This window comes from Klebsiella sp. F11, assembly GCF_056712265.1.
In genome coordinates, this window is record NZ_JBWYFE010000002.1 from 179525 (window position 1) to 206069 (window position 26545).

22 protein-coding genes and 8 pseudogenes are annotated in these 26545 nt (G+C 52.3%); 10 read left to right on the forward strand and 20 right to left on the reverse strand.

Features of this window, described 5'->3' with window-relative positions; translation table 11 throughout:
- Nucleotides 1-45: 45 nt before the first annotated feature.
- A pseudogene (locus tag AC1M2H_RS28735) lies at nucleotides 46-252 on the forward strand (recombinase family protein); the annotation flags it as partial.
- Between the two features lie 135 nt (nucleotides 253-387).
- Here AC1M2H_RS28735 and AC1M2H_RS28740 read toward each other — a convergent pair.
- A complete protein-coding gene (locus tag AC1M2H_RS28740) occupies nucleotides 388-1593 on the reverse strand; it encodes an IS256 family transposase (RefSeq protein WP_480152242.1) in 1206 nt (401 codons plus the stop codon).
- A 229-nt stretch (nucleotides 1594-1822) separates the two neighbouring features.
- Here AC1M2H_RS28740 and AC1M2H_RS28745 point away from each other — a divergent pair, with 229 nt between their 5' ends.
- The gene (locus tag AC1M2H_RS28745) at nucleotides 1823-2785 is read left to right on the forward strand and encodes an Rpn family recombination-promoting nuclease/putative transposase (protein WP_480152243.1); all 963 of its coding nucleotides are present in this window, start codon (nucleotides 1823-1825) and stop codon (nucleotides 2783-2785) included.
- A 50-nt stretch (nucleotides 2786-2835) separates the two neighbouring features.
- On the opposite strand, the pseudogene AC1M2H_RS28750 reads toward AC1M2H_RS28745, so the two are convergent.
- Nucleotides 2836-3657 (reverse strand): annotated as a pseudogene (locus tag AC1M2H_RS28750) (IS481 family transposase); the annotation flags it as partial.
- 8 nt (nucleotides 3658-3665) lie between these two features.
- Nucleotides 3666-4852, reverse strand: a protein-coding gene (locus AC1M2H_RS28755; RefSeq protein WP_480151836.1) for an IS3 family transposase whose coding sequence is annotated in 2 segments (ribosomal slippage) — nucleotides 3666-4576 and nucleotides 4576-4852 — 1188 coding nt in all. Because the reading frame shifts where the segments join, the coding sequence is not laid out codon by codon here.
- An 89-nt stretch (nucleotides 4853-4941) separates the two neighbouring features.
- Here AC1M2H_RS28755 and AC1M2H_RS28760 point away from each other — a divergent pair.
- The 3 genes and pseudogenes from AC1M2H_RS28760 to AC1M2H_RS28770 all read left to right on the forward strand — a co-directional run.
- Nucleotides 4942-5352, forward strand: coding sequence for an HNH endonuclease signature motif containing protein (locus AC1M2H_RS28760; protein WP_480152244.1), 411 nt, complete (start codon nucleotides 4942-4944; stop codon nucleotides 5350-5352).
- A 1-nt stretch (nucleotide 5353) separates the two neighbouring features.
- On the forward strand, nucleotides 5354-5620 hold the full coding sequence (locus AC1M2H_RS28765) for a bacteriocin immunity protein (RefSeq protein WP_480152245.1): 267 nt from the start codon (nucleotides 5354-5356) through the stop codon (nucleotides 5618-5620).
- Between the two features lie 134 nt (nucleotides 5621-5754).
- Nucleotides 5755-6126, forward strand: a pseudogene (locus AC1M2H_RS28770) (transposase); the annotation flags it as partial.
- A gap of 271 nt (nucleotides 6127-6397) precedes the next feature.
- Here the strand turns inward: AC1M2H_RS28770 and AC1M2H_RS28775 are convergent.
- A complete protein-coding gene (locus AC1M2H_RS28775) occupies nucleotides 6398-7402 on the reverse strand; it encodes an IS110 family RNA-guided transposase (RefSeq protein ID WP_480151224.1) in 1005 nt (334 codons plus the stop codon).
- A gap of 226 nt (nucleotides 7403-7628) precedes the next feature.
- A pseudogene (locus tag AC1M2H_RS28780) lies at nucleotides 7629-8336 on the reverse strand (IS91 family transposase); the annotation flags it as partial.
- Between the two features lie 16 nt (nucleotides 8337-8352).
- Here AC1M2H_RS28780 and AC1M2H_RS28785 point away from each other — a divergent pair.
- From AC1M2H_RS28785 to AC1M2H_RS28805, 5 genes are all read left to right on the forward strand, one after another.
- Nucleotides 8353-9539 (forward strand): IS3 family transposase gene (locus tag AC1M2H_RS28785; RefSeq protein ID WP_480152294.1). Its coding sequence is split into 2 segments (ribosomal slippage): nucleotides 8353-8629 and nucleotides 8629-9539, totalling 1188 coding nucleotides; the frame shifts between segments, so codons are not numbered across the junction.
- A gap of 171 nt (nucleotides 9540-9710) precedes the next feature.
- Nucleotides 9711-10919 carry an IS256 family transposase gene (locus tag AC1M2H_RS28790; protein ID WP_480152246.1) on the forward strand — a complete coding sequence of 403 codons (1209 nt, stop codon included), beginning with the start codon at nucleotides 9711-9713 and terminating at the stop codon, nucleotides 10917-10919.
- A 225-nt stretch (nucleotides 10920-11144) separates the two neighbouring features.
- Complete coding sequence (locus AC1M2H_RS28795) at nucleotides 11145-11471, forward strand: hypothetical protein (protein ID WP_480152247.1); 327 nt, start codon at nucleotides 11145-11147, stop codon at nucleotides 11469-11471.
- A 216-nt stretch (nucleotides 11472-11687) separates the two neighbouring features.
- A complete protein-coding gene (locus AC1M2H_RS28800; RefSeq protein WP_480152248.1) occupies nucleotides 11688-12086 on the forward strand; it encodes a hypothetical protein in 399 nt (132 codons plus the stop codon).
- 336 nt (nucleotides 12087-12422) lie between these two features.
- Nucleotides 12423-13631 carry an IS256 family transposase gene (locus AC1M2H_RS28805; RefSeq protein ID WP_480149382.1) on the forward strand — a complete coding sequence of 403 codons (1209 nt, stop codon included), beginning with the start codon at nucleotides 12423-12425 and terminating at the stop codon, nucleotides 13629-13631.
- A gap of 104 nt (nucleotides 13632-13735) precedes the next feature.
- On the opposite strand, the gene AC1M2H_RS28810 is transcribed toward AC1M2H_RS28805, so the two are convergent.
- From AC1M2H_RS28810 to AC1M2H_RS28880, 15 genes and pseudogenes are all read right to left on the reverse strand, one after another.
- Nucleotides 13736-14137 (reverse strand): VOC family protein, encoded by a 402-nt coding sequence (locus AC1M2H_RS28810; RefSeq protein WP_480152249.1) that lies wholly within the window; start codon nucleotides 14135-14137, stop codon nucleotides 13736-13738.
- A gap of 65 nt (nucleotides 14138-14202) precedes the next feature.
- On the reverse strand, nucleotides 14203-14715 hold the full coding sequence (locus AC1M2H_RS28815; protein ID WP_480152250.1) for a GrpB family protein: 513 nt from the start codon (nucleotides 14713-14715) through the stop codon (nucleotides 14203-14205).
- A gap of 344 nt (nucleotides 14716-15059) precedes the next feature.
- A protein-coding gene (locus AC1M2H_RS28820; RefSeq protein WP_480151850.1) for an IS3 family transposase occupies nucleotides 15060-16267 on the reverse strand; the annotation gives its coding sequence in 2 pieces (ribosomal slippage) (nucleotides 15060-15946 and nucleotides 15946-16267; 1209 coding nt in all).
- A gap of 151 nt (nucleotides 16268-16418) precedes the next feature.
- A complete protein-coding gene (locus tag AC1M2H_RS28825) occupies nucleotides 16419-18464 on the reverse strand; it encodes a hypothetical protein (protein ID WP_480152251.1) in 2046 nt (681 codons plus the stop codon).
- Complete coding sequence (locus tag AC1M2H_RS28830; RefSeq protein ID WP_480152295.1) at nucleotides 18451-19662, reverse strand: DUF3142 domain-containing protein; 1212 nt, start codon at nucleotides 19660-19662, stop codon at nucleotides 18451-18453. Before AC1M2H_RS28830 ends, AC1M2H_RS28825 begins: the two co-directional genes overlap by 14 nt.
- A gap of 121 nt (nucleotides 19663-19783) precedes the next feature.
- Nucleotides 19784-20365, reverse strand: a pseudogene (locus tag AC1M2H_RS28835) (DDE-type integrase/transposase/recombinase); the annotation flags it as partial.
- 31 nt (nucleotides 20366-20396) lie between these two features.
- A pseudogene (locus AC1M2H_RS28840) lies at nucleotides 20397-20849 on the reverse strand (IS66 family transposase); the annotation flags it as partial.
- Between the two features lie 118 nt (nucleotides 20850-20967).
- Nucleotides 20968-21696: pseudogene (locus tag AC1M2H_RS28845) on the reverse strand (ATP-binding cassette domain-containing protein); the annotation flags it as partial.
- A 50-nt stretch (nucleotides 21697-21746) separates the two neighbouring features.
- Entirely contained in the window at nucleotides 21747-23339 is a 1593-nt protein-coding gene (tnpC, locus tag AC1M2H_RS28850; protein ID WP_480148418.1) for an IS66 family transposase, read from the reverse strand.
- Nucleotides 23340-23369: 30 nt separating this feature from the next.
- Nucleotides 23370-23720 (reverse strand): IS66 family insertion sequence element accessory protein TnpB, encoded by a 351-nt coding sequence (gene tnpB / locus AC1M2H_RS28855; RefSeq protein ID WP_191939720.1) that lies wholly within the window; start codon nucleotides 23718-23720, stop codon nucleotides 23370-23372.
- On the reverse strand, nucleotides 23717-24130 hold the full coding sequence (gene tnpA / locus AC1M2H_RS28860) for an IS66-like element accessory protein TnpA (protein WP_480148419.1): 414 nt from the start codon (nucleotides 24128-24130) through the stop codon (nucleotides 23717-23719). The genes tnpB and tnpA overlap by 4 nt, the downstream gene beginning before the upstream one ends.
- A gap of 31 nt (nucleotides 24131-24161) precedes the next feature.
- Nucleotides 24162-24383 carry a hypothetical protein gene (locus AC1M2H_RS28865; RefSeq protein WP_480152252.1) on the reverse strand — a complete coding sequence of 74 codons (222 nt, stop codon included), beginning with the start codon at nucleotides 24381-24383 and terminating at the stop codon, nucleotides 24162-24164.
- 59 nt (nucleotides 24384-24442) lie between these two features.
- A complete protein-coding gene (locus AC1M2H_RS28870; protein WP_480152253.1) occupies nucleotides 24443-24721 on the reverse strand; it encodes a transposase in 279 nt (92 codons plus the stop codon).
- 55 nt (nucleotides 24722-24776) lie between these two features.
- A pseudogene (locus AC1M2H_RS28875) lies at nucleotides 24777-25043 on the reverse strand (transposase zinc-binding domain-containing protein); the annotation flags it as partial.
- Nucleotides 25044-25127: 84 nt separating this feature from the next.
- Nucleotides 25128-26432, reverse strand: coding sequence for a hypothetical protein (locus AC1M2H_RS28880; RefSeq protein ID WP_480152254.1), 1305 nt, complete (start codon nucleotides 26430-26432; stop codon nucleotides 25128-25130).
- Nucleotides 26433-26545 lie beyond the last annotated feature (113 nt).

Consider the following 26545-nt stretch of genomic DNA (forward strand, 5'->3'; position numbering starts at 1 on the left):
AAGGTGAAGATGAGTTTATCACCAGCAGATTTTTGCAACAGTGCCCACATCAGTGGGTCAGTCGCGGCCAGCGAAAGACCGGGATTTATCAGGCTTCTTGATCGCATGGAAAATGGTGATGTACTGATTGTCACCAAACTTGACCGCCTTGGCCGCAATGCGATGGATATAAGAAAAACCGTCGAACAACTTGCAGTGTCTGACATTCGGGTACATTGCCTGGCGCTGGGTGGCGTGGACCTGAACCGCCCCGGTAATCCTGGAGACTAAACTCCCTGAGAGAGGTAAAAAGGATGACTAAAAATACTCGCTTTTCCCCTGAGATTGGTCGAATCCGTCAAGGTGGTGTAAATTCAGTTACAGTCTTCCGGTCCGGTAATGGGCCTGTTATGCGCTGAGTGGCAGCGCCTCGATTACTTCAGTTTCAGTGGGCTGGTCTATCTCCGCCATAGTGTGTTGTGGCAGATAACGGTTCTGCAGCAGCCATTCCTCATTCTGCTCTGTCAGCACCGCCCCCAGCAACCGCATGATGCTCTCTTCGTTAGGGAAGATGCCCACCACATCAGCACGCCGTTTCACCTCTTTGTTCAGACGCTCCAGCGTGTTCGTGGAGTGGATTTTCACCCGGTGCGCTTTCGGGAAGGCGAAGTACCCCAGCACGTCTGCTTCCGCCTCGTCCATCATCTCCGTGACTGCCGGCGCGCTTTTTTCCAGCTGGCCGGCGACCTCACGCCAGGTCGCATGGGCACTTTTCTCATCGGTCTGCACGAACACCTGTTGCAGCGCCGCGCGCACCACTGACTGGTTCGCCCTGCTGACGCGCCCCATCACATTACGCATGAAGTGGACCCGGCAGCGCTGCCAGCTGGCACAGAACACCTGCTGTATTGCCGCTTTCAGCCCGCTGTGCGAGTCGGAGATAACCAGCTTCACGCCTTCCAGGCCGCGTTCCTTCAGGCTCAGCAGGAAGGCCAGCCAGAACGCTTTGGCTTCTGACTCGCCGATACCCATCCCGATAATCTCCCGGCGACCGTCCAGGCTGACCGCGCAGGCGATTATAACGGCCACGCTGACCACCCGGCCGTTCTTGCGCCCCTTCACGTAGGTCGCATCCAGCCACAGGTAAGGCCATTCTCCTTCCAGTGGCCGCTGCAGGAAGGCCTGCACGCGTTCATCGATGCCGCGACAGATGGACGACACCTGGCTGCGGGAGATGCCGGTCATTCCCATCGACCGGACCAGGGCGTCGACCTTGCGGGTGGAGACGCCATTTATCCACGCCTCCTGGATAACCGCGTTGAGCGCCTTCTCCGACAGCCTGCGGGCCTCGAGGAAGGACGGGAAGTACGAGCCTTCCCGCAACTTCGGGATGCGCAGGTCCAGCGTGCCGAGGCGGGTGTTGTACTGACGGTCACGGTAACCGTTGCGGTAGGTCTCGCGCTCGTCGCTGCGCTCATGAGGCTCCGCATTGATGCGCTGGGTGACATCGGCTTCCATGATGCGGTTGAGCATAAATTCGGTGAGTTCACGCAGAAAGTCCTCGCCGCCGAGTTGCATCAGGGTGTTGCTGAATGCCATGCTGTTGTCAGCCATCGGTTTGTTCCTTTTGGATAATGTCTTCATAACCATTACCTTACCGGATAAGCCGATGGCTCTCACCATCCTTCCGAATTTACACCACGTCCTAAGACTCTACCAGAAAAGTGTAAAAAAGGGGGGGCGGACCACCCCGGAACGGTCCCCGGTGAAACAGAAGGTACCATGACCTCAGCTCCGGTATAATACAGCCGGATGAGCACACTTAACCCAACGGAGACCCGGAATGTCAGGCAGAACAAGAAAGGGCGGGAAATCACCGGTCCCTCACGACGGGCTGTTTAAAACCTTCCTCACTCATACGGATACCGCCCGCGATTTTCTGGCCCTGCATCTGCCCGCAGAGCTGCTGCAGCTGTGCGACCTGACCACCCTGCAGCTGGAGTCAGGCTCCTTTATTGAGGAAAATCTGCGGACCTATTTTGCCGACGTGCTGTATTCCCTGAAGACCACTGATGGTGAGGGATACATTTATACGCTCATTGAACACCAGAGCAGTCCGGACAGGCATATGGCATTCAGGCTCATGCGGTACTCCATTGCCGCCATGCAGAAACACCTGGATGCCGGTCATGAGCAGCTGCCGCTGGTTATTCCGCTGCTGTTTTCCCACGGACGCGGCAGCCCCTGGCCATATACACTGAACTGGACGGAGCTGTTTGCCAGCCCGGGAACAGCACGAAAACTGTATACCGGTGATTTTCCCCTCATCGATGTCGGCGCCATCGGTGACGATGAAATCATGCAGCACCGCCGGATGGCCCTGCTCGAGCTGATGCTCAAGCACGCACAAACCCGGGACCTGGCTGAGCTGACTGAACATCTGGTCACCCTGCTGATTGCGGGTTACACTACAGAGGAGCAGCTGGTCACGCTGATGAACTGGATGCTGCAGATAGGAGATACGGCCAGACCCGAAGCCTTCCTGCAGGAACTGGCGCGCCGGTCACCGCAACATGAGGATATTTTTATGACGATTGCACAGAAACTGGAACAGAAGGGTCTCGAGAAGGGACGGCTTGAAGGTATCCAGCTTGGCGAACAACGTGGTGAACAACGCGGCATCGAGAAAGGACGTTCTGAAGGTGAGCGCGACGCGACCCTGAAGATTGCCCGCACGATGCTGCAGAACGGCATCGACCGTAATACAGTGATGACTATAACAGGTCTGGCTGAAGAAGTGTACTAGCTCAGACCTGATCTGACAGTTACCGGTTATTTATACAGGTGTCTGTCAGATTAAATCTGGTTCAGATTCTTTTCTGCCCAGACCCGTTTTCCATCAAGTAACGTGGCCATTGGCGTACGCCCGCAGCACATTTTACCCTGATGAGTTCGCTCATTATTGTAATGCCACAACCAGTTGTCCAGATCCATTTGCAAGCTCTCCAGGTCTGCATATAGTTTCTTGCGGAACGTAACCTGATAAAATTCCTGCAAAATGGTTTTATGAAAGCGCTCGCAGATACCGTTCGTCTGAGGGGACATCGCCTTCGTTTTCGTATGGTCTATATCGTTGATGGCCAGATACAGCTGATAATCATGTTGCTCTACTTTACCGCAGTACTCGGTGCCCCTGTCCGTCAGTATTCTCAGCATCGGCAGCCCCTGGGCCTCATAGAACGGCAGTACCCGATCATTAAGCAGGTCCGCTGCAGTGATTGGCGTTTTACTCGTATACAGCTTGCAGTGAGCCATTTTCGAGTACGTATCCACGAACGTCTGCTGGTAAATGCGGCCCACCCCTTTCAGATTGCCAACGTAGAAGGTGTCCTGCGACCCCAGATAACCCGGGTGAGCCGTTTCGATTTCACCGCAGGCTTCGTCATCGTGCGCCTTTTTCTCCAGCGCAACGATTTGAGCTTCGCTAAGCACAATGCCTTCTCTGGCAACCTTTTCCTCAAGCGCCTTCAGCCGCTTACGGAAGTTCTCCAGGTTATGTCGTTGCCAGATGGAGCGCACGCCGCTGCCGGAGATAAATACGCCTTTTTTACGCAGCTCATTACTGGTCCGGTGCTGACCGTGGGCCGGGAACTCAATGGCGTACTCAACAACCGCCCGTGATCTGGTCAAGTTAAACAGGACACTTTTTTCTCAGCCATCTGTTCATATCGCACTGGCGATAAATACCCATTCGAAGCATGGTTTCTGTCAAGATTGTAATAACGCATATAGTCTGCAACATCACGTTTCATACCTGCCCGCGTCTGCTGCGGGATCAACAGCACCCATTCATGTTTCAAACTGCCCCAAAAACGCTCCATTACCGCGTTATCCCAGCAGGCGCCAACATCTCCCATGCTGCTTCTGAGTCCGTAACTGGTTAACTGCGTTTGGAAGCGCTTGCTGGTATACTGCGCTCCACGATCGGTATGGACGACCAGCCCTGTCGGTGGATTGCGCAGGTTGTAAGCCTGCATGAGAGCCCGGCAAACCAGCGACGATGTCATTCTCTTGTCAATGTGCCAACCGACGATCCGGCGGGAATATAAATCCATGATCGCAGCCAGGTACAACCAGCCTTCACCCGTTTTCAGATACGTAATATCACTCACCCATATCTGGTCCGGTCCGGGAGGATTGAAGTTCTGATTCAACAGATTTGGTGCAAAATCAGCCCCTTTCTTCGGTTTCGTTGTGACCTTCCAGGCACGACGTTGCCGGCAGAGAAGTCCCTCTTCGCTCATGATTTTTCTAACGCGCCAACGACTTATGGTGACGCCTTCTTCACGGAGCTTTTTAACCAGCGTTCGGCTCCCGGCACTTTCCCGACTGGCAGAGAATAACGCCTTGAGCATCACCCTGACTGCGGTATCTTTCGGCGGGCAGGCTATCGGCTTTTTTCGCCAAGCATACCATGCGGACGGGCTAATGCGCATCACGCGACAAAGCGTCCGTAGCCTGTAATTACCTGCGTTATCGAGGATAAACTGGTATCTCACGACATGTGCTTCGCAAAGAAGGCGCTCGCCTTTTTTAATATTTCCTTCTCAATGCGTAACTCTTTGTTTTCTAGACGTAGCCTTCGGAGTTCAGCTTGTTCATCTTCACTAAGCGGACTTTCATGGCGCTGGCGCGCGGCGGCGACCCAACTGCGCAATGTTTTGGCGCTGATCCCCAAAGAAGTTGCGGCACGCGCAATGGAGTAATTTTGCGTCAGCACCAGGGCCACCGTTTCCTTCTTAAATTCTGGCGTAAACTTTCGCTTCTGATTCACTAAACACCTCCATTTTGGATGTAAGTTTAGTGTCCTGATTATTCGACCACAGCAACCTTCCGCCGCTGCAGGACTTCATCTACTGGCAGCCCGATGCGACCGGGACGGGTGTTGAGCCGATTTATGTTATGCTCAGCAGCCCCCGTGATTTACCGGGAAAAGCCAGCGGTAAGGGTGAAAAAGTCGGTGAAAAATGGCTGAATATTGCTGGAAAGGGACTTGGTGCCCCAATCCCCAGCCAGATAGCTGACAAACTGCGTGGTCGTGAATTTGCGAACTTTGATGCGTTCCGTAAGGCGCTCTGGACTGAAGTGGGGAAAGACCCTGAGTTGATTACTCTGTTCAGAGGAAACAACCAAGGAAACTTAAAAAACGGATATTCTCCGTTCACTCCAAAATCGGAGCGCGTAGGGGGAAGAACTCGATATGAGCTTCATCATGTTAAACCGATCAGTGAAGGTGGTGCTGTTTACGATATTGATGGGATTCGTGTAACCACTCCAAAACTCCATATTGAGCTTCATAAGAAGGATAAATGAGATGGAAAAGAAAAAGATTTCTGATTATACCGAGGCTGAATTCTTGGATTTCGTTAGGAAAATTTGTTTGGTTTCCGACTATAAAACGGAAGATGAGCATACTAATGCTGTTTTGAAATTCGAAGCGTTATCTGAGCACCCTGACGGATCAGACCTTATTTATTATCCGAAAGATGGTCAGGATGACAGTCCGGAAGGTATCGTAAAAGAGGTTAAAGAATGGCGAGCTAAAAACGGCAAGCCGGGATTTAAAAAAGGTGATTTTTAATCAAACCTGTGTGGGGGCTCCGGCGTGGGCCCCTTGATGGTTAGGAATCTATGGTCACTCCCGAGCCTGTACATAGATTTGTGTAATTGCCTGATTTTGATATGTTCAATCCAACATCAAAAACAGGTTAATTTATGGACGAAAAACAGTTGCAGGCTCTGGCTAATGAACTGGCCAAAAATCTCAAAACCCCTGACGATCTCAACCAGTTCGATCGCCTGCTCAAAAAAATCAGTGTTGAGGCGGCGCTCAACGCCGAAATGACCCATCACCTCGGCTACGATAAACATCAGCCCAAACCGGCGACCAACGCCCGCAACGGCTATACCCAAAAGACAGTTATCACTGGCGATGGCCCGCTGGAGCTGCGTACACCGCGCGATCGCGATGGCTCTTTCGAACCGCAACTGGTAAAGAAAAACCAGACCCGGATCACCGGGATGGATAACCAAATTTTATCGTTGTACGCCAAAGGGATGACCACCCGTGAGATCGCCGCCGCGTTCACGTATAGGAATCTATGGTCACTCCCGTTTTTGCAATACCGATACTGAAAATATTGTTGGCTTGCATGAATCTATCCGGCGTCTGAATGGGTTGTGTATGCCCGCGCCCCGATGAGTTCCGCGCCTGACGAACCTTATAAATTGAGCGACCTTAATCAGCCATTCCTATACACAGGTTTTTCGTCGGGCCGGTTAGCCGTTAATATCATCAATAATCAGTATTCGCAAAACCAGGTGAGTCACTGTTCAGACATGTAAATACATCCGATAATTACGCCTCAAAACACTGCTTTCGGGTCGTCATCGCCCAGGCAATCCTGGCCAGTTTGTTTGCCAGAGCACAGGTCACGACAAAATTATTTTTCCGCAGCAATAATCCCCTGACCCAGTCGGCAAGCTTCCCTGTCCGGCTCTCCAGCGTCCGCAGATAGACCCGGGAACACTGAACCAGCAATGCCCGCAGCCTTTTATTTCCCCGTTTACTGATGCCCGTCAGGGTAGTCCGTCCTCCCGTGCTGTACTGCCGGGGCACCAGACCTGTTGAGGCAGCAAAATCCCGGCTGCTGCCATACTGTTTACCATCTCCCAGTTGAGTAGAAAGCAGGCTTGCAGTTAAAGGGCCGACACAAGGGATGGAGAGTAAGTGCTGGCCGGCATCGTCTTCGCCGAGCGATATTTGCAGTTGAATCTCCAGATCTTTAATTTGCTCAACAAGATAATCGTAATGTTTGCGCAGTTTTTCCAGCAAGCCGGTTATGTAAGGCGGAAGATTGTTTGTCTCCATGATTTCTGCGAGTCGCTTTATCAGCGCCGGACCTTTTGGTGCGCTCACACCAAATTCCAGTAAAAATGCCTGTATCTGGTTTGTGGTTTTGACCCTGTCGCTGACCAGAGATTCTCTGACCCGGTGCAAGGCATGCATAGCCTGCTGAGATTCTGTGCGGGGCCTGACAAATCGCATGGATGGTCGTGATGCTGCTTCGCAGATGGCTTCTGCATCAACAAAGTCATTTTTGTTCGTTTTAACAAATGGGCGAACAAACTGAGGGGATATCAGCTTTGGTGTATGCCCCAGTTCGGATAGTTTACGCACCATGAAATGAGCTCCACCGCAGGCTTCCATTACGACGGTTGTCGCCGGGCATGTTGCAAGAAATTCATACAGTTTTTGCCTGGTAAATTTTTTTCGATAAATCGCTTTACCGTGCTGATCCTGACAATGAATATGAAAGGAATTTTTACCCAGGTCGATACCAATAAGTGCAATGTTTTCCATGATGCTTCTCCGAATTAAACCTGTTTTCAGCATAGTGCTCAGGAAGAGGGAGTGACCATCTCATTAATTGAAACCATTTCTGCACCGGAATGAAGTGGTTGAAATTTAACCGCTCTTTGATTTATGCGTCCGTGGGGAAGTCGGCGATACTCCGGTTGGTGATGATTTGTTCTTTTTCTGGTTGTTTTTCAGGCCATCAGCGGATGGCAGGCAGATCTTCCCCGCATCAGGCCGGGATGTACCTCATCAGGCTGATCTCTCTCGCATGAGTTTTCAGTCCCTGCACATTCAGACCCGTCACCGCGCGGCGGTACGCCATTCGCCCGCCGCACAGCACGCATTCGAACGGGTCACGCCGCAGGAACTGCTTGCTCATCTGCACGTAGCAGACCTTCGGCACCGGCTCCGGCTTTTCCATCCCCAGCGCGCCGTAGACCGCCGGCAGCTTTTCTCCGCATACCCGGTTGGCCAGAAAGCCAAAATATCGCACCATCCGGAAGAACTTCTCCGGAATGTGCTGTTTCAGCCGCGCCACTATCTCACGCTGCGTCAGCGTTTCCGTGGCCTGCTCACCGGTGTTGTGGTCGTGGTAACGGAAGCTCAGCGTGGCTCCGCCCGCATAGTGTGCCAGCCGGGAGCCCGCTATCGGCGGCTTTTTCAGGTAACGGCCCAGGTATTTCAAGGTGGTTTTACCACCTGCCGTCTTTTTTGACATGTACACATGCCAGTAATCGCCGCCCGCGGTCAGTATCAGGCTGCGCCATTGTGATTCGGTGGTGATATGTGACAGGGACGGCGGCAGGGCCACGGCTTCATACCAGACGCTCAGCAGTAACTGGCGGATATTCCACATCCAGCGGGCGCGCATGGCATCCTTACGGAAGCTGATTTTCTTCCACTGTCCGTGCTCATTGATGCCGCCGCAGGTGACAGAGTGCTGTGGTCGAATAATCAGGACACTAAACTTACATCCAAAATGGAGGTGTTTAGTGAATCAGAAGCGAAAATTTACGCCAGAATTTAAGAAGGAAACGGTGGCCCTGGTGCTGACGCAAAATTACTCCATTGCGCGTGCCGCAACTTCTTTGGGGATCAGCGCCAAAACATTGCGCAGTTGGGTCGCCGCCGCGCGCCAGCGCCATGAAAGTCCGCTTAGTGAAGATGAACAAGCTGAACTCCGAAGGCTACGTCTAGAAAACAAAGAGTTACGCATTGAGAAGGAAATATTAAAAAAGGCGAGCGCCTTCTTTGCGAAGCACATGTCGTGAGATACCAGTTTATCCTCGATAACGCAGGTAATTACAGGCTACGGACGCTTTGTCGCGTGATGCGCATTAGCCCGTCCGCATGGTATGCCTGGCGAAAAAAGCCGATAGCCTGCCCGTCGAAAGATACCGCAGTCAGGGTGATGCTCAAGGCGTTATTCTCTGCCAGTCGGGAAAGTGCCGGGAGCCGAACGCTGGTTAAAAAGCTCCGTGAAGAAGGCGTCACCATAAGTCGTTGGCGCGTTAGAAAAATCATGAGCGAAGAGGGACTTCTCTGCCGGCAACGCCGTGCCTGGAAGGTCACAACGAAACCGAAGAAAGGGGCTGATTTTGCACCAAATCTGTTGAATCAGAACTTCAATCCTCCCGGACCGGACCAGATATGGGTGAGTGATATTACGTATCTGAAAACGGGTGAAGGCTGGTTGTACCTGGCTGCGATCATGGATTTATATTCCCGCCGGATCGTCGGTTGGCACATTGACAAGAGAATGACATCGTCGCTGGTTTGCCGGGCTCTCATGCAGGCTTACAACCTGCGCAATCCACCGACAGGGCTGGTCGTCCATACCGATCGTGGAGCGCAGTATACCAGCAAGCGCTTCCAAACGCAGTTAACCAGTTACGGACTCAGAAGCAGCATGGGAGATGTTGGCGCCTGCTGGGATAACGCGGTAATGGAGCGTTTTTGGGGCAGTTTGAAACATGAATGGGTGCTGTTGATCCCGCAGCAGACGCGGGCAGGTATGAAACGTGATGTTGCAGACTATATGCGTTATTACAATCTTGACAGAAACCATGCTTCGAATGGGTATTTATCGCCAGAGCGATATGAACAGATGGCTGAGAAAAAAGTGTCCTGTTTAACTTGACCAGATCACGCCTCTATCTCGTTCACGTCAGTGAGCGCCGGATCGATGCCTTGCCCGACGGTATGAGCCCGGAGGTGTATAAGACACTTGGTCGGCCGAGAGCCTGTACATAGATTTGTGTAATTGCCTGATTTTGATATGTTCAATCCAACATCAAAAACAGGTTAATTTATGGACGAAAAACAGTTGCAGGCTCTGGCTAATGAACTGGCCAAAAATCTCAAAACCCCTGACGATCTCAACCAGTTCGATCGCCTGCTCAAAAAAATCAGTGTTAAGGCGGCGCTCAACGCCGAAATGACCCATCACCTCGGCTACGATAAACATCAGCCCAAACCGGCGACCAACGCCCGCAACGGCTATACCCAAAAGACAGTTATCACTGGCGATGGCCCGCTGGAGCTGCGTACACCGCGCGATCGCGATGGCTCTTTCGAACCGCAACTGGTAAAGAAAAACCAGACCCGGATCACCGGGATGGATAACCAAATTTTATCGTTGTACGCCAAAGGGATGACCACCCGTGAGATCGCCGCCGCGTTCAAAGAGCTGTATGACGCGGATGTCTCACCGGCCCTGGTCTCAAAGGTCACCGATGCTGTCATTGAGCAGGTTGTCGAATGGCAAAATCGTCCACTGGATGCAGTCTATCCCATTGTTTATCTTGACTGTATCGTCCTGAAAGTCCGGCAGGACAGCCGCGTTATCAACAAATCTGTGTTCCTGGCACTGGGTATCAATATCGAAGGCCAGAAAGAACTGCTGGGTATGTGGCTGGCCGAAAATGAGGGTGCGAAGTTCTGGCTTAATGTGCTGACAGAGCTGAAAAACCGTGGTCTGAACGATATCCTCATCGCCTGTGTTGACGGGCTGAAAGGCTTCCCCGACGCCATCAACGCGGTGTATCCGGAAGCCCGCATTCAGCTGTGTATCGTGCATATGGTGCGCAACAGCCTGCGGTTCGTCTCCTGGAAGGACTACAAAGCAGTGACCCGTGACCTGAAAGCCATCTATCAGGCTGCCACGGAAGAGGCCGGCTTGCAGGCTTTGGAAGCGTTCTCCAGTGCCTGGGACAGCCGCTACCCGCAGATAAGCCGGAGCTGGCAGGCAAACTGGACCAACCTGACGACGTTCTTCGCTTACCCGGCAGACATCCGCAAGGTGATCTACACGACCAACGCCATCGAGTCGCTGAACAGCGTGATCCGGCATGCAATCAAGAAACGGAAGGTATTCCCGACAGACGACGCGGTGAAAAAGGTGGTGTGGCTGGCAATCCAGGCGGCATCACAGAAATGGACGATGCCGCTGAGGGACTGGCGTATGGCAATGAGCCGCTTTATTATCGAGTTCGGTGACCGTCTGGACGGTCACTTCTGAGAAAAGGCATTTACACAGAATCATGTACAGGGTCTCGGCCGAACGAGGCGATGGTGGACTTGCAGATCTCCCCGCCGCCATCGGATTTTTCACGCGCTTTCATGCGGCACGACAATCCGACTTGCCTTCACTATCAAAGAACGTCTATTGTTCTAAAGAACGCCACATGGTTCCCCGAATTGCTCGATACCGACTCTTTTTGAAGTCAATATTCTGGATGGTTCAATGACAGTATTCTCCATACCGCGCCTGATGATAGTTACGTTTATATTGGTCGTGACAAGCAAGGAAACCGCTAGTGCAGCCTCCCGGTCCGACTCACTCTGCACCTCCTTGTGGGAAACCGCTGCCGCATGCATGTACAGAGAAGCCTGCAACGAAGACATGGTCATGTATTTGCCAGCGGCAAGTCGCAGCGCTCTCGTGGCGGCGGAAAGGCAAGGTTTTTCATTGAAAGCCTTTGATCGCTATTGTCTGCAATCCTGCAAATCCAAGACCTTCGACACCGATGAGGAAACGTTCAGTCGCGAGGTTTGCACGAAGAAAAAATGACGGACATACATACAGAATGAAACCAGCCGACAGCTACCGTTCCGGCGTCTTCATCTCCCTGTGTACACTGATACTGGCCACCTGATCGGAGGTGATATGCTCACCTCCACAACACGTCAGGTGTATTAGCTCAGACTTGAGCTGACAGGCTCCGCAGGTAGAACATCATTAAATCGCGAATTTAGACTATAGATAAGAGGGCAATTTAAGTTAATCATGTTGATTCGAGCATTGAAGAAGATCGCAAGTCTAACCACCATAGCGCTGGTTTGTTTCGGACCAAACGCTTTAGCTCATGAAGCTAAATATGACGATCTCGCTGAACAACTAACCCGCTTGATCAAGGAGTATACAGTACCTGAGCGAGTCGATGATCAAACCGTTTTGCAGTCGGTCACCACTGATGGCAAATCTCTTATTTTTGTTTACACCGTGGATTCGATAGAGGGCCTCAACCCGAAACATCTTGAACTGACGGCAACAAACGTTCTTTGTTCCGATGACGAACTCGCCGCCAAGATTGATGACGGAGCGATAATCACTGTTCAGTATTACGATCTTGGTGGCACGTTATTTGCCGCGACTAATGTGACGCGTCAGAAATGTGGAAGGTAGAGCGGATCACATATGATACCCAAATTTACACTCTTCGATCTCTACATCTTGGTTCTTGGCTATTTCGGATGGCCTCTGACGTTGATAGGTGCCCTCCTATTCGTCTATCTTAGCTATCGTGCAATCCCCACTATATGGCGGATTATTTTCTTAACCGTAGCCGTCGTTTTAACATTCCCAATCCTTTATTTTTTAATTGTTTGGCTTCGCTACTGAGGGGGGGGGAGGGCCAGACAGGGAGTGTTAGATTGAGCCCGCCGCGGGGAGCCTGTACATAGATTTGTGTAATTGCCTGATTTTGATATGTTCAATCCAACATCAAAAACAGGTTAATTTATGGACGAAAAACAGTTGCAGGCTCTGGCTAATGAACTGGCCAAAAATCTCAAAACCCCTGACGATCTCAACCAGTTCGATCGCCTGCTCAAAAAAATCAGTGTTGAGGCGGCGCTCAACGCCGAAATGACCCATCACCTCGGCTACGATAAACATCAGCCCAAACCGGCGACCAACGCCCGCAACGGCTATACCCAAAAGACAGTTATCACTGGCGATGGCCCGCTGGAGCTGCGTACACCGCGCGATCGCGATGGCTCTTTCGAACCGCAACTGGTAAAGAAAAACCAGACCCGGATCACCGGGATGGATAACCAAATTTTATCGTTGTACGCCAAAGGGATGACCACCCGTGAGATCGCCGCCGCGTTCAAAGAGCTGTATGACGCGGATGTCTCACCGGCCCTGGTCTCAAAGGTCACCGATGCTGTCATTGAGCAGGTTGTCGAATGGCAAAATCGTCCACTGGATGCAGTCTATCCCATTGTTTATCTTGACTGTATCGTCCTGAAAGTCCGGCAGGACAGCCGCGTTATCAACAAATCTGTGTTCCTGGCACTGGGTATCAATATCGAAGGCCAGAAAGAACTGCTGGGTATGTGGCTGGCCGAAAATGAGGGTGCGAAGTTCTGGCTTAATGTGCTGACAGAGCTGAAAAACCGTGGTCTGAACGATATCCTCATCGCCTGTGTTGACGGGCTGAAAGGCTTCCCCGACGCCATCAACGCGGTGTATCCGGAAGCCCGCATTCAGCTGTGTATCGTGCATATGGTGCGCAACAGCCTGCGGTTCGTCTCCTGGAAGGACTACAAAGCAGTGACCCGTGACCTGAAAGCCATCTATCAGGCTGCCACGGAAGAGGCCGGCTTGCAGGCTTTGGAAGCGTTCTCCAGTGCCTGGGACAGCCGCTACCCGCAGATAAGCCGGAGCTGGCAGGCAAACTGGACCAACCTGACGACGTTCTTCGCTTACCCGGCAGACATCCGCAAGGTGATCTACACGACCAACGCCATCGAGTCGCTGAACAGCGTGATCCGGCATGCAATCAAGAAACGGAAGGTATTCCCGACAGACGACGCGGTGAAAAAGGTGGTGTGGCTGGCAATCCAGGCGGCATCACAGAAATGGACGATGCCGCTGAGGGACTGGCGTATGGCAATGAGCCGCTTTATTATCGAGTTCGGTGACCGTCTGGACGGTCACTTCTGAGAAAAGGCATTTACACAGAATCATGTACAGGGTCTTTCACTCATGACGGCTGAGTGTTTCCATTAACTCCGTCCATGCACCGGACGAGCGCAGCCGTATCGCTGTTAGGGCACCGCGTTTTGATAGAGATCCCAACGGTTACCGTAGATATCCTCAAACACAACGACCATTCCGTATTCCTCCTCACGCGGCTCCTGACAGAAGTGCACGCCCTTTGCCTTCATGGTGTGGTAGTCGCGCCAGAAGTCGTCGGTTTGCAGGAACAGAAACACCCGTCCGCCGCACTGGTTGCCGATAAAGCCTTCCTGCCGCTCGTTTGAAGCGCGGGCCAGGAGAAGATTACAGTCGCTCTCCAGATTTGGAGTAACTACAACCCAGCGCTTGCCTGGCTGAGGCGTGTCCTCAACCAGAGTAAAGCCCAGCTTATCGGTGTAGTATTCAATCGCGCGATCGTAGTCGTCAACCACGATGGCCACGTAACCCATGCATCGCTTTTGCGTTCGCATTTATGCTCCGTCATTTTGAGGCGCAGCAGCCCGGACACTTAAAAGTGCGGCAGCAAACTCTATCTCTACCTATTGTGGGCAATCAGTGCCAATTGTAGATGATGCTCTATAAAGTTCGCTTTGAGTACGCTGTAACGATGAGGATCGTACTCACTGAGTAATGCTGCAGCCCGCTTTACATCAGCGTAGTCTGCTGCAATGCTTTTGTTTTTCCTGAGATAATCACGGAAAGCAAGATGCCTTAAGACCTGTATATCCCCGACTGCAAAGGCATGCACTTGATGAGTACGCTGATTATCTCCCTTGATGAAATACCTACGCCCAGGGATCCCGTTCTCACCACGCGCAATGTATCCGATGCGAATCATTGCAGAGTTATATGTATCCAGTTCGTTGATATCGGAAACTTCCAGCATTATGTCGATTACTGGCTTTGCTGAGAGGCCAGGTACTGACGTGCTGCCAATATGGTGGGCATCCTTAACCACTCCACCGAGCAATGCCTTTATCAGTAAACTTTCAGCTTCAAACATCTCCGACCATTTCTCATCGTATGGCACTATAACTACGGTTCGCATAAATACGTCCCACTTTACTCTAAGATATTTACCATAACATCTCAAAGAGTACCCATCGAATTTGCGTGAAGCGATAACGTCCGTTTCTGGCACAGAGCCGCCGGTCAGATTAGGTTCAGCTCTGTGCCACAGCTGTGTCAGGTCAAGTTTGAGCTAATACATGTTTAACTTGACCAGATCAATTCATCATGGCAAAAGATTGTGCACACCATGAATGAGGGGGAAGACCATCTCATCGCTTACAAATACTCAATAGAGTCCAAAATAAATATTTTCATCTGCAGGACTTAATGTGGCTCCCTGAAACTGATCTTGACCCGCCATCTCCGGACAGCTTTTGTATCTTAAGTTAACGATGCCCGCTGCCGCCGGTACTCTCTCGGAGAGTGATATCCCAGCGCACTGTGCGGGTGATTTTCATTGTAGTGATTGAACGCCGCTGCAAGGTTCTGTAGCGCTGTTCCCACATCTGGTTTTGGCATGAACGCGATGTAATCTTCCTTCATCGTTTTCACGAACCGTTCGGCCATGCCGTTACTTTGTGGGCTGCTCACCGCTGTTGTACACGGCTCCAGATTCAGTTCTCGCGCGAACTTCTTCGTTTCATGCGCGGTGTACGCTGAACCGTTATCTGTCAGCCACTGCACTGGTTTACCCGGCAGCGTGCTACCGAAGCGCCTTTCCACTGACCTCAGCATCACATCCTGTACCGTTGAACTGTCGTAGCCTCCCGTGCTCGCTGCCCAGTCTATGGCCTCCCGGTCGCAACAGTCCAGTGCGAACGTCACCCGAAGCTTCTCGCCGTTGTCACAACCGAACTCGAAGCCGTCTGAACACCAGCGCATATCGCTTTCCGCTACCGCGATTTTGCCTTTATGCTCCCGCTTCGGACGCTCTGGTTTATCACGCAACAACAGCAGGTTATGCTCGCTCATTATCCTGTAAAGCCGTTTGGCGTTCACCGGTGGAAGTCCCTCTACACGGCGTTGCTTACGCAGGATACCCCACACCCGCCGGTAACCGTAGCTGGGCATGTCGCTGATGATGCCGAGGATCTCCGACAGTATCTCTGCATCAGCTTCGTCATTACGCCGGTTGCTGCGCCTGTCCTGCCAGTCGGCAGAGCGGCTCACCCGCAGTGATAACTGCGCACGCGACACGCTCATGGTGCGACTAACCAGAGCTATTCCCCGTCCTTTGGCAACAAGGGCGCGTGCGCTATCCATTTTCGCGACTGGCCGTACTCCACCGCTTCTTTGAGGATCTCAACTTCCATCGTCTTCTTACCCAGGAGACGCTGTAGTTCCCGGACCTGTTTGAGTGCAGTCGCCAGCTCCGAAGCCGGAACCACTTCCTCTCCGGCCGCAACGGCGGTGAGGCTACCTTCCTGATATTGCTTCTTCCATTTAAACAGCAGACTGGGCTGAATACCGTGCAGACGAGCAACGTGGGAGACATTCATACCCGGCTCCATTGTTTGCTGGATGATGGCAATTTTCTCTTGCGGAGTCTTACGCTTACGGGCTTCTTGCCCTAACAGGATCCCGGTCATCTCAAAATTAACATGGTTGTTAGACATATATTTAAGCCTATCTCTTATCTGGAGATACAGCTACTGTCCGGTGTTTCAGGGGGCTACATCAGTGGCTCCCTGAAACAATCTGCACTTTGAAGTTTATTGAGTATATGAATCCATATTTTGATTAAAACTCTGCCGTCGGGCAGTGATCGCCAAATTGTGCTCCCTCTGAATAATAAGCGCCTTCTTTGACGTAGCGTTGATACAACTTCCGGCCTGTTTTGGTATCGCGGGAAATCACCCAACTGGCAGCATTACATAGCACTGCTGAGACCGCCAGGCTCTTCTTCGGTAACAGATCAGCCGCTTTTTCAGCCAGCCCCACCGCCTTCCACCGATAGTGTAGGAAATGGTTATCCTGTGGCGGTAGCGACTTCACTGCTCGCCCAGCTTCACCGACACCAACCCAGCGTTCATGACGCTGATTTTGTGTAGGGAACACATCGCCTAAGTTCGAAGCGTAAGCTCCATAAATGGCATAATCTGGCGTCATTTCATAACCGGTGAATTCCAACCCGGAGTATCTCAGCAGCGTTGCTGCCTGATAGTATGCTTTGGCCCGGATGTTATTACTCTTTGATTTATCACCTGCCTGTTTCAAGAGCGAAGAATACTTCTGTGCGCTCTCCCGGTTTTCCGGGATTTCGAAATAATTAATGGCTTGCTGATAGCGTCCAGCTCGCATCAGTCGCCGTGCCAGCAGTTCGCGCATCTGAATATCAAGAGTGAGTTGCCTGCCATAATATTCCTCTGGTTTCAGCGCTTTTAAAGGAGTGGCCGGAGCCGGGACTTGTCTGTCCACAAACGCCTTCAGTTCATCAAGAGTCAAAACGCGTTCAGCAATATCCGCCACATCTGCCCAGTACTCCTGTTTTCCCCGATACATCAACCCCATAGCCTGAATATAGTCACCGTGGTTCAGCGCCAGAATAGCTCTTTCACCAGAAATCCGGCAGTCAGGAGTGATTATCTCTGACTCGTAGTCTTCGTTACGTTGTTCACCCCAGCTTTCATCTGCAGGGAATGCCGAGGTTGCTTTCGAATAGGCATTAGCAGCTGCCTTCACATCCCCTTTGCGTAAAGCCATTTTGGCACGAAGCCACCAGGCTAAGCCCCCATCACCCGCATGTTTCAGCAGGCTGTCGGCCATTGTATATTGCCCAGAGCGGTAGGCTAGCGCCGCCAGGCGGTCACTGCCTTCAAAGCCGTTTTTCACTGAGTTATTTAATAACATCAATATCGGACCGATTGTTTCTTTCGTGCTGCTAACGTCCATTTCCAGGTTGCCACTACGGGTAAACAGCTCAATGGTTACTAACTGTTGGACCAGCGGGTCGCTGATCGCCTGTTTTAACTGCTGCTGATGTTGTGGATCAATGAGAAAACTGGAAACGAATTGTAATGAAAGACCTCCACTTTCATCGCCCTGAGCGGCCTGCTGGGCATAAAGCCGCACAGAAGGGACAATTTCGCCAAGCCAAAAATGTATACGCGCCTGTTGTCCAAGGCTGCTGAGCGCCAGCTGATTGGGATCATCAGCGGCGTCTTTTACTCTGTTAATTACTTTCTGGAATGCGTCCATCGCCAGTTTAAGTTGACCGTTGTCCGGATGAGTTAAGGCATCCCTTGGGTCATCTTCAGAGACGCTAAAATCGTTCATCAAAGTCCGGCCCAATGAGTACTGTGCCTTTAATCCCCATTCCTGCTGTTCAGCTACAGGTAATGCCAAAACCTGCCGGAAATAATCAGCTGCGTGGGGATCTTTTGCGGAAAATGCTATCGCTCCCAGCGTATACAAACGTGCAGCTACGGGGAGTCCATGGGCATCAATGGCAGTGGCCGCTTCAACATTTTGGCTGTCACGCATCTGCGCGATAATGCGTTGAGCTTCAGTCTGCATCTTCGCGTTTTTTGTTGGCGCTGTGATAGCCTTTGCTTCCTGCCATATGGGGAGTTGCTTATCCCTGGGAAGCAAACGGCCAGCTTCAAATGCATAGTTACCTTCCGGCATCGACAGTAAGGTATTGTTGCGATCGGCGAGTAAGCGCACAGGAAAATCCGGCCCGCAAGCGTAAACACTGGTAGGGATCCCAAGTGTCGAAACGAGCACAGAAACTAACGGGAGTGTGCGGTGAAACTTCCCCGGTATGGACATATCAGAGTACGACATCAGTGCCTCCTGGCGTGATACTTTTACAACGTAACCATCCTAATGGATGTGATTGACCGACCCGAACCTGGGCCTCATTAGTGCGTATAAAGTGCTGCTGTGTCTCGCTGGCTTCCAGTCGATAGTTGCCTACTGCATCGGCCGACTGGCAGTCTTTAGCTTTAATGTGGATTTCCAGGGGTAATAAAGCATCTACTGCGCCATTATTTTGCAGCCTCAAGTCATAAAGCCCATCTTTACGTGGTAAAAACAGGACGTGCCAGCTGGTTATCAGTGGCTGGTGTTTAATGACCGCCCGTAGAGTTTTCATTGACCATGCCCGACGATCGCCTGCCAGTGGAAGCCGGAACCAGATGAATCCTTGTAGGTGTTCGGGAAAATGCTTCGAGAGCTGCAGCATAAAGTCCGCGACTTGCACTGGAGTAACGCTGAGCTCGTGGATATTGCCCGCGATGCGTAAAGAAGTTTCGCTCTCTACCTCCGGCCCCTGAGAACCAGTACCAAGCAATCCCATCCCGTATGCCGGTAAAGCAACACGAAATGGATGATTACTGACCCTGGAGTACTGTCTTACCCAGCGCAGCGCCTGTGGCCCGTTAAACAAACCACGTTCAGGGGAATCGACCGCATGGACCTGCAATACTGAACTATTAACCTGCCGTAAAAGACCCGGTAGGTAAGGTGAAGAAATCCAGGCCGGTAAGGCCGTGATACTCAATTGCAGTTTCTTCGGAAGCTGACGACGTAGTTGTTGAAGAAAATGCTGATAGTCAGGGAGACGTGCTGTTGCAGCATCGTGGTCGATTTCCACGCCAGCGACCGGAAGACCAGCCTCGTGCCAGCGCTGAAGAGTCCTCAGTAAGCGGTCGAAGATCATGTCCTGATCGAGCTGCGAAAGCTGCCCGTCAAGACGTACAACCAACCACAACGGACGACCATCTTTCCTGAGTAAAACGGTATCGACAGAGATATCGCGAGCTCCTTCGCGTGGAAGCACCTGAAGTCCAAGGACCCTCAAGGTGGAGAACAAATCACGGCTGTTATACAGCGCTACTGCGTGTTGTGGGGTCCAGACCCGCTGCCAGATATAAACCTGTTGATCCCAGGTCGGCCTCTCAGGTTGAAAACGGATGTGATGAATAAACCACCCACTTAGTGCGAGTAGAAAAAGTGCTGTATATCGTCTCCAGTGCTTCATTTTTTTGATACCGTTCACAGCCCCGAAAATAGTAAAAAAAAGTCACACTCTTCTATGTATTCATTGTGGTTCTGTCGCATTAAGTGATCTTGACCCGCCATCTCCGGACAGCTTTTGTATCTTAAGTTAACGATGCCCGCTGCCGCCGGTACTCTCTCGGAGAGTGATATCCCAGCGCACTGTGCGGGTGATTTTCATTCTAGTGATTGAACGCCGCTGCAAGGTTCTGTAGCGCTGTTCCCACATCTGGTTTTGGCATGAACGCGATGTAATCTTCCTTCATCGTTTTCACGAACCGTTCGGCCATGCCGTTACTTTGTGCGCTGCTCACCGCTGTTGTACACGGCTCCAGATTCAGTTCTCGCGCGAACTTCTTCGTTTCATGCGCGGTGTACGCTGAACCGTTATCTGTCAGCCACTGCACTGGTTTACCCGGCAGCGTGCTACCGAAGCGCCTTTCCACTGACCTCAGCATCACATCCTGTACCGTTGAACTGTCGTAGCCTCCCGTGCTCGCTGCCCAGTCTATGGCCTCCCGGTCGCAACAGTCCAGTGCGAACGTCACCCGAAGCTTCTCGCCGTTGTCACAACCGAACTCGAAGCCGTCTGAACACCAGCGCATATCGCTTTCCGCTACCGCGATTTTGCCTTTATGCTCCCGCTTCGGACGCTCTGGTTTATCACGCAACAACAGCAGATTATGTGTAAGCGTTCAGCGAGTGCCGTATTGACGGCTATTTATTGGTGAGATCCACGTTCCAGGGCAGAAGTTCAGCCACTTTGTTGCTGGGCCACTCCGGCAGAACGCTCAGGACATGGCGTAGGTAAGCCTCCGGGTCGATGCCATTCAGCCTGCACGTACCGATCAGACCGTACAGCAGGGCTCCACGCTCACCACCGTGATCGCTCCCGAAGAAGATATAATTTTTCTTGCCAAGGCAGACAGCTCGCAGCGCGCGTTCTGCCACGTTGTTATCAGGCTCTGCCAGGCCATCATCGCAGTAGTAGCACAGCGCATCCCACTGGTTCAGGGCATATGCGAACGCCTCCCCCAGCCGGGATTTTTTCGACAGCGTTGCGCTTTTCTCCTCCAACCACACATGCAGGGATGCCAGCAGCGGCTTACTCCGGGACTGCCTGGCTGCCAGCCGCTCAGTTGCCGGGAGGCCGCGTATTTCCTCTTCTAGGGGTTTGACGGCCAATGATGAAAAAAACCACGCTAAGAGGATAGTTAATTGTTTATAAAGGAATTTAAACCCCTTAAGCCATACATCCCTTTCTGCAATTGATAGCACCAATTCGGAGTTAACTCTCTCTGGACTGGGATTTCCACATGGAGGCGTAAGGGCCGTTACCCTCAAGTAAATCAGTATGAGACCCCCTCTCAGTTATCTGGCCATTTTCAAGTACCAGTATTTCATCCGCCTCTACTACTGTTGAAAGTCGGTGGGCAATAATCATTGTCGTGTGATTAATGCTGATTTCACGCAGGCTGGTCTGAATCTCGCGCTCTGTGGCTGTATCAAGTGCACTTGTAGCCTCGTCGAATATCATGATCCCTGGGCGCTTCAGAATGGCTCTGGCAATTGACACTCTCTGTTTTTCTCCTCCAGAGAGTTTCAGCCCCCGCTCGCCGACGCGGCTGTCATAGCCATCGGGCAGGCTCAGGATAAAATCATCTATCCGGGCTGACCTGGCCGCCATTTCAATATCCTCCTGAGTGGCATCAGGTCTGCCATAACCGATGTTGTATCTGATTGTTTCGTTAAAAAGAACGGTGTCCTGAGGAACAATTCCAATTGAAGCTCTGAGAGAAGACTGGGTGACATCTCTTATATCCTGTCCATCGATGCGAATGCTTCCTCCTGTTATGTCGAAGAACCGGTACAGAAGCCTTGAGAGTGTCGATTTCCCGGCTCCTGTTGCTCCCACTATCGCAACAGTTTTACCTGCGGGAACAGTGAAGCTTATCCCGTTGAGAATTTTCCTCCGGCCATCGTAACTAAAAAAGACATTATCGAACTCAATATGTCCGGCAACATTATCGATGTTTGGTAAGCGTTCAGCGAGTGCCGTATTGACGGCTATTTATTGGTGAGATCCACGTTCCAGGGCAGAAGTTCAGCCACTTTGTTGCTGGGCCACTCCGGCAGAACGCTCAGGATATGGCGTAGGTAAGCCTCCGGGTCGATGCCATTCAGCCTGCACGTACCGATCAGACCGTACAGCAGGGCTCCACGCTCACCACCGTGATCGCTCCCGAAGAAGATATAATTTTTCTTGCCAAGGCAGACAGCTCGCAGCGCGCGTTCTGCCACGTTGTTATCAGGCTCTGCCAGGCCATCATCGCAGTAGTAGCACAGCGCATCCCACTGGTTCAGGGCATATGCGAACGCCTCCCCCAGCCGGGATTTTTTCGACAGCGTTGCGCTTTTCTCCTCCAACCACACATGCAGGGATGCCAGCAGCGGCTTACTCCGGGACTGCCTGGCTGCCAGCCGCTCAGTTGCCGGGAGGCCGCGTATTTCCTCTTCTACCGCGTACAGTTCACCGATACGTTTCAGGGCTTCCTCTGCTGTGACCGTCTGAGTACTTATATAGACGTCGTGGATTTTTCGGCGCGCGTGAGCCCAGCAGGCTGCTTCTGTTAGCGGGCCGCCGTCACGCTCTGCACTGAACAACCTGTCGTAACCAGCGAAGGCATCGGCCTGCAGAACGCCATGGTAATGGCGAAGATGTTGTTGAGGATGTTTCCCCTGCCGATCCGGCGAGAAGGCGAACCACGCTGCGGGCGGGTCTGACGACCCCGCGTTCCGGTCATTGCGAACGTACGTCCAGATGCGCCCGGTTTTCGTCTTCTTTCTGCCCGGTGCCAGTACCGGCACCGGAGTGTCATCCGTATGCAGTTTGCGGCAGTCCATCACGTAGCGGTAAAGAGCCTCATCCAGCGGGACCATCAACCGGCAACAGGCATCCACCCAGTTGGAGAGCAGAGCCCGGCTCAGATCCACGCCCTGACGGGCAAAGATTTCGCACTGGCGATATAGCGGCAGGTGTTCACAGTATTTGGCCGTTAACACCCGGGCCAGCAGACCCGGACCGGCGATACCCCGATCGATAGGGCGTGATGGCGCAGGCGCTTCAACGATGCAGTCGCATCGGGTGCAGGCCTTTTTCACCCTGACCGTGCGGATCACTTTCAGAGCGCTGGAGACCAGCTCCAGTTGCTCTGCGCTGACTTCTCTGAGGTATGCCATATCGCTGCCGCAGTCCGGACAGCAGGTTTCGGCGGGCTCCAGCCTGTTTATTTCGCGTGGAAGATGGTCAGGCAGAGGACGGCGATGGCGCGACTGTCGAAGCTGACGCGGAACCTGCTGATCGTTATCCCGGCCGTTGTAACGATCGCTTTGCTGCTCCTGCTGTTTCAGCAGGGCTTCGGCGTCTTCAACCTGTCGGCGAAGTTTTTCGGAGCGGGTACCGAACAGCATCCGCCGTAGTTTTTCTATCTGTGCCCGCAGATGCTCTATTTCGCGCTCTTCGTTCTCTATTTTCTCTTCTGCGCGGGCCAGCGCAGAACGCAGGAACGACTCAGTCTCTGCAACGAGGCTGAGCCGACTGTCTTTCTGGCGAAGCGCGTCTTCCAGCGCGGCGATACGGGCGATATAGTCCTGACTCATGACCTCATTTATAATGCGGTCATGCTCTTTTTACAACATTGTCAGTGAGTTAAGTCGGGCTGTTTTTGGCTGACGCCAGTCCAGCTTATCGAGGAGCATGGCGAGTTGTGAGCGGGTGATGGCGATTTTACCCTCGCGTACAGCAGGCCAGATGAACTGGCCTTCCTCCAGCCGTTTGGTAAACAGGCACAGACCGTCAGCATCAGCCCAGAGGATCTTCACGGTGTCACCTTTGCGGCCACGGAAGATAAACAGGTGCCCGGAGAACGGATTTTCATCAAGTGCATGCTGTACCAGCTCGCCCAGTCCATTGAACGATTTACGCATATCCGTGACGCCAGCAACCAGCCAGATACGGGTGCCTGACGGGAGGGATATCATTGGCTTCTCCCGGTCAGCTCGCGGAGCAGCACGGCCAGCAACTCCGGTGACGGGTTCTCAAGCGTCATTTTGCCGTGGCGGAACTCGACGCAACAGGAGGAGGCGTTCAGCGCTGAGAACTGAGCTGGCTCAGTGTTCATCCTGCCAGATGGAGTCGGATCAGGTACAACCTCAACAGGTAGTATCGTTGGTAGTGATGAAGTCACTACGGTAGCCGGAAGGCGGCGCGATATGCGGCCTTCATTCTGCCAGAGCCGCAGCCATTTGAAGATGACGTTATCATTAACGCCGTTTTCACGGGCAATCTGAGCAACGCAGGCGCCGGGACGGGAAGCCAGTTCAACCATACGGAGCTTGAAGTCATTCGAATAATTCTTGCGGGGTTCTTTTCGCCAGTATTGGGATTCCATACTTAGATGTCCGTCTGTAACAAGTGGGCGTCTAAGTTACCAGTACTGGTTTAATGGCTACATACGGCACTGGGTTTACGCTTACTATGGTGACGCCTTCTTCACGGAGCTTTTTAACCAGCGTTCGGCTCCCGGCACTTTCCCGACTGGCAGAGAATAACGCCTTGAGCATCACCCTGACTGCGGTATCTTTCGGCGGGCAGGCTATCGGCTTTTTTCGCCAGGCATACCATGCGGACGGGCTAATGCGCATCACGCGACAAAGCGTCCGTAGCCTGTAATTACCTGCGTTATCGAGGATAAACTGGTATCTCACGACATGTGCTTCGCAAAGAAGGCGCTCGCCTTTTTTAATATTTCCTTCTCAATGCGTAACTCTTTGTTTTCTAGACGTAGCCTTCGGAGTTCAGCTTGTTCATCTTCACTAAGCGGACTTTCATGGCGCTGGCGCGCGGCGGCGACCCAACTGCGCAATGTTTTGGCGCTGATCCCCAAAGAAGTTGCGGCACGCGCAATGGAGTAATTTTGCGTCAGCACCAGGGCCACCGTTTCCTTCTTAAATTCTGGCGTAAATTTTCGCTTCTGATTCACTAAACACCTCCATTTTGGATGTAAGTTTAGTGTCCTGATTATTCGACCACAGCAGTTGCTCTGTAATCCACTGCTCCGTGGCTTTATGTCCACAGGAGCTGCAGCCTTTCGATTTACAGGTCTGGCAGAAGAAGCGGGAGTGGGGGCAGCCCGGGGAGGCGCAGCAGTATCGCTTCACCCCCATGGCGGCGGTGCCGCAGGCGAGCATGCGCTCGACGCAGAGTATGGTCCAGGGACTGAGAGTGTCCCCGTGTTTACCCATATACCGGTTCCAGGCGTCATCAATGGTGAACAGCAACTTTGCGGGGCGCGGAATATACATGCCGCAGAGTATAAAACGGGGCTCAGGGCATGAAAACCATCGGAGCAGCGAAGCAGCGACGCTAGCCCTGTAAGGGCGCTACGTTCATTTGTCAGTAAAAAAAACAACCCCAATGTGCAATATTTTTCGTTTCCCAAACGGAGCCCATAAATCAAGGATTCTGTCCGCATCAATCATTCTTTTTGTCTTTATTCTATAACAGCCACCGTCCACCAGGCGAATTCTCAGACAGTTATAGGGTCCGCCCCGGTCTCTAACCTCGTCTTCAGTCTCGAGGGTAAATTCAGTTATCTCTCCGGCCAGCCAGCGGACACTCCAGGGGCCGGCGCTGAAACCCTGAACATCCCCCGCGCACCAGAAGGTGACACGTACGTCGTCAGCGAGCGGGTCAAGGCGTGGTGAAATATGTCCTGCTTCACTGTCTGAGTAATATATATCACAGGGAACCAGGTCCGGCCTAAGTATCTGCCCGGCGACCGGCGGATTTTTCTCCGGAAAACCGGTATGTAACCATGCCAGGTACGCTGAGGTGGAAAATGCAATCCAGCCCTCCCCGTGTCCACCGTCGCCGAAATACAGTTTCACTTCCAGATTGTTTCCCTTCCATTCAAGTAATTTATGCCAATCTGGATTGAGTTCATATGGCGGCTCAGTCTGTACCGGTCTGAGGTGACTAACTATGCCCGCTACTTTTTCCTGGGCCTGCTTTCCGTTAACGCCGGAAAAAGTAAAGCGGATACTTTGCGGTGGATAGGCTTCAAAGGGTTTCTTATTATCATTTTTTCTGGCGTCCTGTATCTCCAGAGGTCCCAGCCTCAGTGTGCCGCTGGCGCCTGCCTGCAGCCAGTCCTGAAGCTGACAGGCCATGGCCTGAGAGTCAAGCGGGACTGAGGAATTTAATTCCAGCTCTGGCAGGCGGGTCCACAGAGTGTGGTAACAATTTCTGTCAGCATACAAGACTTCTTCTATGGCAGTCATCGCGATCCCGAATCGCTGAGACAGAAAAGAATACAGGGGGGTATAAATAGTCCGCGGCAGGGAAAAAATGCGTTCCGCACCTCCAGTGTTAAGCCCAAATTCGAGGACAACATCAGGTCTCTGCAACGGGTACATTACACTCCATTGCTTATACATTTCGATGTAAATGAGCTGGTCCCACTGGATGGCGCTGTTATCCCATCTAAGGGTCATGTCGTCGAAGATGATACCGCTTTTTCCTGGCGGTGGGGAATCGTGTATAGCATTGTTCTTATCTTCCTGTTGCGCGGCCTTTTGACCATAATCTGCCAGCCGCAGCAGAGTGAACAACGCGATGAACAACACGCCGAAAACTGGGTGATTCAGCCAGACCAGCAACCAACCGACAATCAACAAGACCCAGATGGCCATGGTGTTATCCTTATCCTGAAAAATACGTACTAGTCGCGACTGTTAGGCCTGCCTCAGCAGGCGAAATGATTACGATACGACCGTTCATAATGTAAGCCCTTGTATTGGCCAGG